Source organism: Citrobacter sp. TBCS-14, from assembly GCF_005280805.1.
Classification (GTDB): domain Bacteria; phylum Pseudomonadota; class Gammaproteobacteria; order Enterobacterales; family Enterobacteriaceae; genus Citrobacter; species Citrobacter gillenii.
In genome coordinates, this window is sequence record NZ_SZWM01000035.1 from 1 (window position 1) to 260 (window position 260).

Sequence of the window (260 nt, forward strand, 5' to 3'; positions counted from 1 at the left end):
GGGATTAAGCCCACTTTGTGAGCATCAGCATCCGTCGACATATTTTTTAACTCCTGATAAGGATAAATGACGTCACATCATACCTCTTCAGAAGACTATTTTATGATGGCGGAACAGGGGTATCGCCAATGCTGATATTATTATGGCTCATCGCTAAATGATCAAAAATCAGGCAGCGGAGGGTTCCCGATGTTGACTGACATAATGCAGTGGCGTCATTCCATAGAACTCTTTGAAGACGGAGATAAAGTATGAAGTAC

General features: G+C 42.3%; 1 pseudogene. It reads right to left on the bottom strand.

Annotated elements, in window-relative coordinates:
- Nucleotides 1–168 precede the first annotated feature (168 nt).
- Nucleotides 169–260 (bottom strand): annotated as a pseudogene (locus tag FDX22_RS00150) (AraC family transcriptional regulator); the annotation flags it as partial.